Below are 8,406 nucleotides of genomic sequence, written 5' to 3' on the forward strand. Positions count from 1 at the left end.
CTTATAACCATAGCTACTATTAGTCATTTTAATTTGCCAAATAAGTCTAAAACACAACTATTAGCAGAGGAATCTAATAGAGTATTTATCAATAAAAATTTCTCTCCTTCAAAGCTTTCAAGCACAAATTTATCAACCCCAATTACCCAGCCAGTAAAAAGTTCTCTAAATACCCAGTCACCAACTCTTGTTTTAGCAGAAGTTTCAGGAATAGGAGTTACAGCAATTTTCCTCCTTATTTTTATAGGTAGTATAGCAGTAGTAGTTGTTATCTGGAGAACAAGACTTAAGATTGAACCTAATAAAATTGGAATTTTATACAATAAATTTGCCTTAAATTCTTCTCTCGGGCTTCCTCCAGGTCTTGAACCTAAAGTTATTTCTACTGGATTAAATTGGAAATATTCTTCTTTGATATATGACATTAAGACAGCCGAAGTTACCACAATTAATCAAGATCAAATTGGTTTAGTTGAAGCTAAATATGGAAAATCTTTGGAAAAGGGTGAAAACTTTGGTAGAAAAGTTGATTGTGATAATTTTCAGGATGCACAAACTTTTTTGGAAGAAGGTGGTCAAGCTGGTAAACAACTTGTTCATCTAGAAGCAGGAAAATACTATATTAATACTGAAATATTCAATGTCAGAAAAGTTCCTATTATTTCTATTCGTCCAGGAGAAATAGGACTGGTGATAGCTAACTATGGAGTTTCAAAGCCAGTCGAACAAATATTCGGCAAAGTAGTAGAATGTAATGATTTTCAAGATGCAGAAGCATTTCTAAATAGTGGAGGACAAAGAGGTAAGCAGCTTGCTATTTTAAGAGCAGGAAAATATAAAATTAATACTGATTTATTTACTGTAATTACTACGGATAATTCCCATGAACATAAAGAACATTCAGATAATTTAAAGGTTCGTAAAATTGATAAAGATAAGATTGGCATTGTAACTACAATGACTGGAAAAACTCTCCCTAAAGATGAAATTGCCGGACGAGAAATTGACGGACATAATAATTATCAAGATGGGCAGAAATTCTTAGACTTAGGAGGAGAAAGAGGTTTACAAGAAGAAGTTTTGAAAGAAGGAGAGTGGAATCTAAATCCTTGGTTTGTAAAAGTTGAGCAAGTACCAGTAACTAAAATTGAGCAAGAAGAAGTAGGAGTTGTTATCTCTTCTGTTGGGAAAAAATACGACAGACATGATGACGAGCAGAGTAGCTCCCAATATCAATTAGTTGATCCTGGATACAAGGGAGTTGAAAACAAACCTCTTACAGCTAATACTTATCCTATTAATACTAGAATTAAAGAAGTGAAGCGAGTTCCAACTACCCACATTATACTTAACTGGTCAGATGAGAAAAAAAATCGTTTTAATTATGATTATAAACTGAAAACAATTAAGCTAATTTCATTGGATGGTTATGAAATTTCTGTAGAGTTTACTCAAATTATTCGTATTGCTCCTGAAAATGCTCCTAAGATGATTTGTCTAGTTGGTGCTGAGGGAGAAGAAGACAAAAAATCTTATACTGATGATAAATCTGGGCAAACTGTTGTTAAATATCCAGCTATTAGAAATCTAGTTTCTCGTGTATTGGCAAAAGAGGTTTCTAGTTATTTTAGACAAGCTGCTACAGGTAAAACTGCCATTGAATTTCAAGAAGGAAGAGTTAGTTGTCAACGGGAGGCAGAAATATATATCAACGATCGTCTGGCAGAAATTGGTGTTGAAGGATGTGGCACTGTTATTGATGAAGTTAATTTACCCGAAGAATTAGATAAATATAGACAAAGATTAGAAAAACAAAAGCAAGAAAAAGAAGAAGCTCAAGCAAAAGTTGAAGCAGAAAAAAAACTTCAAGAACTTGTTAAAGCAGAAAAAGATAGAGAAGAAATTGAATCAGTAAGAGATGCTGAAATAAGGTCTAAAGTTTCTCAAATGGATGCTTATGCTAAATCACAGAAAGAACAATTAGATTTAGAAACATATCAGAAAGAGCTAGATATTAGAGCCGCTCAAGAAGAAACAATGAGTCGAATAGAGCTTGATGCTCTTCGTGCCAAAGTTCGTGCTCTTAGTCCTGAAATTTATGCTCAAATAGAAACACAAAGAAAATGGGCAGATGCACTGACTCAAGCGAAAATTACTTTGCCTCAAATTATGGTAACTGGTGGTAATAATAATGGTTCAGGAGACTCTGCATCAAATTTATTGAATTTATTACAAATAGAACATTTAACTGGACTTGCCAGTCACCTTCAGCTTAACCAAGGAACATCCACACCGCTACTTTCCAAACCAGAAACAAAAAATTCTCTTCCCCCAAACCAAGAACAGAAAAGTTTACCAGCAAATTCTGCTGAACTTAAGATTCCAGTTGTTTTCGTAGTAGATACATCTACTTCGATGTCTGGCGAACGCATAGATTCCTTAAATGCTGGAATTGCTGCTTTTAAAAAAGAATTTGAACCGAGTACCAAAATATCCCAATCTGTGCAATTAGCTATTATAACTTCTAATAGTAATCGGCGAGAAATTCAAGATTTTGTAAATATGGATGAATTTGCCCCATCTCCTCTCAAAGCTGAAGGAAAAACTATGATAGGTAAAGGAATTAATTTAGCATTACGAGAAATAGAGAATTATCAGAATAATTACCAAAGCAATAATATTCAGCATTCTCAAAAACCTTGGTTATTTTATATTTTAGGTATCCCTCCAACTGACACAAATTGGCAAACAATTGATAAGGATTGGCAAAAATCAACACAGCGTGCTAAAGAAGCGGCAGAGGCAAATAAACTCAATTTTTTTCTAGTCGGTGTTGAGGGAGTAGATATTATTAACCTCAGAGAAATTGCTTCTTTACAAACACCACGCAAGTCACTCAATAGTTTCCCTGAATTATTCCATTGGATTGCTGAAAATCTTAAAAAAGTTTCCACAAGTGAAAAAAGAAGTTCTGCTATTTCAATTCTGCCTATTACAGAATCGGTACAAGATGAGAATTGATTATTAAACACTATTCTGTAGGGGCGAATAGCCATTTGCCCCTACCGTGGTCTACCGTGCAGGAAAACCGTTTTAATATTATTGTCTTCCCTCAAGAGAGTTTCTAGTTAAGGATGAGCGATCGCCACACATTTTTCTCAAAATTTTGCCAAAAATACTATATAACCCCTGAAGGTATCTCTAAAAACTTAGACAATACAGAATTAAAAACTTTTTCATTCTCTGAAGCTCCTGAAAAAAATCGGCGCGTCAAAAGATTATCGGTTGCATTCTCACAAAAATTGTGATACCATAAAAATCATTAGGGGTCGTTCGCCCATATGCATGATTTTTTATTCAACCAAAAATAGCATTGTTTTTTAGCGATAGGGCGACCTTCCGCTTTGCTACGCATAAGAAACGCGAACACGAACGCTGTAGAAAAGAAAATCAACCTCTAAAGATATCAAATGGGTTCTATGGGTTCTATAGATTATGATCGATCGCCACACACTTTTCCCAAAATTCAACCAAAAACACTATATATAGTAGTCAAAAACTATAACGTTGCAGATATGTAGTGTTTAACCTTTCGACTTCTTTTGTTTTGCCCGCTGCTGAACCACTTCCGGAGGAAGACCATAATCTCCATCACTGAAATATACTCGCTCTACTATATTTCCCGGTTCTACTTCAATCCAGAGACGGGCACCTCCAGCTTGACTTCTATTAGGTTGATGAGGTTGATAGACTATTTGGCAAGGTCCTTTTATTTTCAGAGCGTGGCAATAATCTTTTTTATCTCCNAGGTTGATAGACTATTTGGCAAGGTCCTTTTATTTTCAGAGCGTGGCAATAATCTTTTTTATCTCCTACCTTCACAGCAACTGCTGGATGAGAAGTTCCATGGTCTCGGTTATAGTCTATAGTCTTCCGTAGAACATGAATAAAAGTATTAGCTGTGCGTTGATTTTTGTTCCAAGTTGGTTCTGGACCTCGACGACCAAGTGTAATTTCTGGCATTTCCGTTCTTAGAAACCTATGATTATCTATGTAAATCTCTGATTTTATCTAAACAATCTGTTCTATTCCTGCTTCACTCCTGGCAACGTCGGCGTTATCCAGTCCACAGGCTGTCACGGTCGAACTGACCGCCATAGCTAAATTTAAGGCTGCATTCAAGTCTCGACCGCAACTAAAACCACAGTGTTCACAGTCAAAAGTACGCTCTGATAAGGACAGAGACTGCTTCACATGACCACAGTGAGAGCAAGTTTTAGAACTAGGAAACCATCTATCAACAACGATTAGCTCAGAATCATATAACTTACATTTGTACTCTAACTGTCTACGAAACTCATAAAAACCCATATCGGCAACTGCCTTAGCTAACTTATGATTGGCCATCATGCCTGATACATTCAAATCTTCTATTACTATCTGGCTGTGATTTTTAGCCAAATAAGTAGTCAGTTTATGCAATGTATCTTTTCTGATGTCAGCTACCTTTGTGTGTAACTGAGCTATTCTGAGTTGGGCCTTTTTCCAGTTGTTGGAAAACTTGGTTTTATGCCTGTTGAGATATTGCAGTCTCGATAGTTTAGATTCCAACTTTTTGTAAGATTTAGCACCATCAAACACTTCGCCTGTTGACAATGTTGCCAAGGTTTTAACTCCTAAATCTACACCAACTACATCTACTAATTTCTCAGTATTTATGCTTGCTGTTTCTATCTTAAAACTGACAAACCATCTGTCAGCTTTTTTAGTTATAGTTACAGATTTAGGAGTTACATTATCTGGCAAGATTTCAAAGGTTTTTACGCAACCAATTCGAGGTAACTTTATATGATTAAAACCCACTGTAATTGAACCATCTAAAGTAAAGCTGTCATCNCAACTACATCTACTAATTTCTCAGTATTTATGCTTGCTGTTTCTATCTTAAAACTGACAAACCATCTGTCAGCTTTTTTAGTTATAGTTACAGATTTAGGAGTTACATTATCTGGCAAGATTTCAAAGGTTTTTACGCAACCAATTCGAGGTAACTTTATATGATTAAAACCCACTGTAATTGAACCATCTAAAGTAAAGCTGTCATCTTTACCTTTTTTTTTGAATTTAGGTTGACCAGATACTTTACTAAAGCAGCGCTTCCAAGCGCCTGATAAATACCTTAAAGCATATTGAGGTGCTGTCTTAGAAACCTCGTAGTAGCAATAGTTATTAGGTTTAACCATTGCTACTAAAAGTTTATGCAGGTCAATTGCAGTAGGAAATTTAAGTTGACTCCCAGGATTATTTGAATTGTGATTAAGGATGTTCCTAGTCAACCATAGTCCCCAATTCCAAGCGTGACGAGCTACGCCAGCGTGTTTAGCTAGTAAGGTTTTTTGCTGGTTTGTGGGGTGTAGTTCAGTTTTGAATCCTAGTAGCATAAAACAGATAATCCCAGATTTTTATAGATAATACCAGATTTTAGCCAACAGTTACAAGCCCTCTGATTTAGGGGAATCCGCCAAAGTCTTTTGACTTTTTTAGCGCCTACAACACGGCCACTATTCAATAGAAATCGCAATCTACCTGTAGATATATTTAGCAGAAAGGCGGGTTCTGTTGTACTGACATATGAGATATCATCCATAACTATAACGTTGGGGGTTTAAACAATTTAAGTGATATGAAAAGGAAAATTTTAGGAAGTTTTTTTTAAAAAATAAATTTTTAGTAAATGTGTTTAAGNTTACAAGCCCTCTGATTTAGGGGAATCCGCCAAAGTCTTTTGACTTTTTTAGCGCCTACAACACGGCCACTATTCAATAGAAATCGCAATCTACCTGTAGATATATTTAGCAGAAAGGCGGGTTCTGTTGTACTGACATATGAGATATCATCCATAACTATAACGTTGGGGTTTTAAACAATTTAAGTGATATGAAAAGGAAAATTTTAGGAAGTTTTTTTTAAAAAATAAATTTTTAGTAATTGTGTTTCAGGCGTTAGTAAATCAACAAATTCAACCATAGTCTAAAATTAGAGGAGATTTTATCGAAAATTCTACAGCCTAGGAAAATTGAAATCTATGAAAGTCGGTAGCCATTATTCAGCAGAAACAAATAAATGCCAATTTAGTGTCTGGGCACCTCTACGAGAAAAGTTAGCTGTACATATTATACATCCTCAAGAAAAACTAATAGAACTTCAAAAAGATGAATGGGGATATTGGCAAGGAGAAGCAAAAGACATTGAACCGGAAACTCTATACTTTTACCAACTAGACGGAGAAACTGACCGACCAGACCCCGCCTCTAACTGGCAACCCCAAGGAGTACATAGTCCTTCTAAAATAGTAGACCACCAAAAATTTACCTGGAATGATACTTCTTGGCAAGGCATCCCCTTGGCAGAAATGATTATCTATGAACTTCATGTCGGTACTTTTACTCCCGAAGGAACTTTTGCAGCAATTATTCCTAGATTGCCAGAATTAAAAGATTTGGGAATAAACACTATAGAAATTATGCCAGTTGCGCAATTTCCAGGCGATCGCAACTGGGGCTATGATGGAGTTTATCTTTATGGTGTCCAAGATTCCTATGGTGGGCCGGATGGTCTCAAGCAGCTTGTTAATGCTTGTCATCAAATGGGCATCTCTGTAATTTTGGATGTTGTTTATAATCATTTTGGTCCAGAAGGAAATTATCTCTGGGATTATGGTCCCTATTTTACGGATAAGTATCATACTCCTTGGGGAAATGCTGTTAATTTTGACGACGCATATAGTAATGAAGTCCGTAATTTTTTTCTTGAAAATACTTTGTATTGGTTAGATAAATATCACATTGATGGTTTACGTTTGGATGCTGTTCATGCCATTTATGATATGAGTGCTGAACCTTTTTTACAACAGTTAGCTGCGAGGGTAGAAGAGTTTAGTAAAAGTGATGGAAGGAAGCGTTATTTAATTGCGGAAAGTGATTTGAATGATGTGGGAGTTTTACGTTCAAAAGAAGAAGGAGGGTTTGGTCACGATGCTCAATGGTGCGATGATTTTCACCACTCTTTACACAGTCTTTTAACAGGAGAAAGTTCTGGATATTATTCTGATTTTAACAGTCTAGAATCTCTGAAAAAATCTTATAAAGAAGGATATGTTTATACTGGAGAATATTCGTCTCATCGTAAGAGAAATCATGGTAATTCGACTCTAGGTTTTGCGGGAGAAAAATTTGTAGTTTGTATTCAAAACCACGACCAAATAGGTAATAGGTTAATCGGGGAAAGATTATCAGCTTTAGTAAATTTTGAAGGATTAAAATTAGCAGCAGGAGCAGTTTTAATTTCTCCTTATGTACCAATGTTATTTATGGGAGAAGAGTATGGAGAGGAAAATCCTTTTATGTATTTTGTTAGTCATGGAGATCCTAATTTAGTTGAAGCAGTGAGAAAAGGTAGGGCAGAAGAATTTAAGTCTTTCAATTGGTTTGGAGAAGTGCCAGATCCTCAAGGGGAGAAAGTATTTATGGAGTCTAAATTAAACTGGGAAAAATCTAGGGAAGGAAAATATAAAATTTTGCGTTCTTTCTATAAAAGATTAATTGAGCTACGGCAAAAAATTCCGGCATTAGCTAAATTAGATAGAACTAAAACTGAGGTGTACAATTGTTCTGATAAAAATGTGTTATTGGTTCATAGGTGGTCAGAAAAAAGTAGTGTATTAAGTCTGATGAATTTTGAAAAGCAGTTTGTCAAATTGGCACCTAAACTACCTCAAGGAAATTGGCAAAAACTAATTAATTCCTCCGACCAAGAATGGATGGGAAATGGTGCTGTTTTACCTGAAAAATTGTTATCTGGACAAACTGTGACAATTAATCCTTTAAGCTTTGCTCTTTATGAAGAGTAGTTTTAGTCTGATAAATTCTTAATTTCAATTAGGATAATCAAAATTTCCTATTGGTTCACAAGCGGGAAGAAAAAAGTAGTGTATTAAGTCTAATGAATTTTGAAAAGCAGTCTGTCACATTGAAATTTCAACTACCTTAAGGAAATTGGTGAAATTTAATTAATTTCCCTGGTCAAGAATGGATGGGAATGAGAAATGGTGCTGTTTTTCTTGAAAAATTGTTATCTGGATAACCTGTTATAGATAATTAATCTTTTAAGCTTTGCTATTTATAAAGAATAATCTGAGGATGATAAGTGATTAATTTACATATTAGGAATTAGGAATTTTCACCAGGTATGCAAAGGAAAAATCAAAAAAAATAGCAGTAAACTATTGCCTCTTCCCCATTTCTTTCCTTAATCAGAAGACTTATTCAGAAAGCTCCAAATATGTATGTATTATACTAAAGAAAAAACAAAGAGTATTACAAATAATTTGAATGATTGAAATATTTC

At 35.0% G+C, this 8,406-nt stretch carries 4 protein-coding genes and 2 pseudogenes; 2 read left to right on the forward strand and 4 right to left on the reverse strand.

Annotated elements, in window-relative coordinates; genetic code table 11:
• Positions 1 to 23: 23 nt before the first annotated feature.
• Positions 24 to 425, reverse strand: coding sequence for a hypothetical protein (locus AFK68_RS21140; protein WP_094674834.1), 402 nt, complete (start codon positions 423 to 425; stop codon positions 24 to 26).
• Between AFK68_RS21140 and AFK68_RS21145 the strand changes: the two genes are divergently transcribed.
• Positions 412 to 3,021: an SPFH domain-containing protein gene (locus AFK68_RS21145; protein WP_094674836.1), complete on the forward strand. Its 2,610-nt coding sequence runs from the start codon at positions 412 to 414 to the stop codon at positions 3,019 to 3,021. The two genes, AFK68_RS21140 and AFK68_RS21145, sit on opposite strands and share 14 nt — an antisense overlap.
• A gap of 563 nt (positions 3,022 to 3,584) precedes the next feature.
• On the opposite strand, the pseudogene AFK68_RS39405 reads toward AFK68_RS21145, so the two are convergent.
• The 3 genes and pseudogenes from AFK68_RS39405 to AFK68_RS21160 all read right to left on the reverse strand — a co-directional run.
• Positions 3,585 to 3,806 (reverse strand): annotated as a pseudogene (locus tag AFK68_RS39405) (hypothetical protein); the annotation flags it as partial.
• Positions 3,807 to 4,071: 265 nt separating this feature from the next.
• Positions 4,072 to 4,896, reverse strand: an 825-nt coding sequence (locus tag AFK68_RS21155) for an RNA-guided endonuclease TnpB family protein (RefSeq protein ID WP_143438107.1), incomplete at its 5' end; no start/stop codon positions are given.
• A 1-nt stretch (position 4,897) separates the two neighbouring features.
• A pseudogene (locus AFK68_RS21160) lies at positions 4,898 to 5,441 on the reverse strand (RNA-guided endonuclease InsQ/TnpB family protein); the annotation flags it as partial.
• Positions 5,442 to 6,085: 644 nt separating this feature from the next.
• Here AFK68_RS21160 and treZ point away from each other — a divergent pair.
• Entirely contained in the window at positions 6,086 to 7,909 is a 1,824-nt protein-coding gene (treZ, locus tag AFK68_RS21165) for a malto-oligosyltrehalose trehalohydrolase (protein ID WP_094674842.1), read from the forward strand.
• The last annotated feature ends 497 nt before the right edge of the window (positions 7,910 to 8,406 follow it).

Source organism: Hydrocoleum sp. CS-953 (genome assembly GCF_002260545.1).
In the GTDB taxonomy this organism is placed as follows: Bacteria; Cyanobacteriota; Cyanobacteriia; order Cyanobacteriales; family Microcoleaceae; genus Trichodesmium.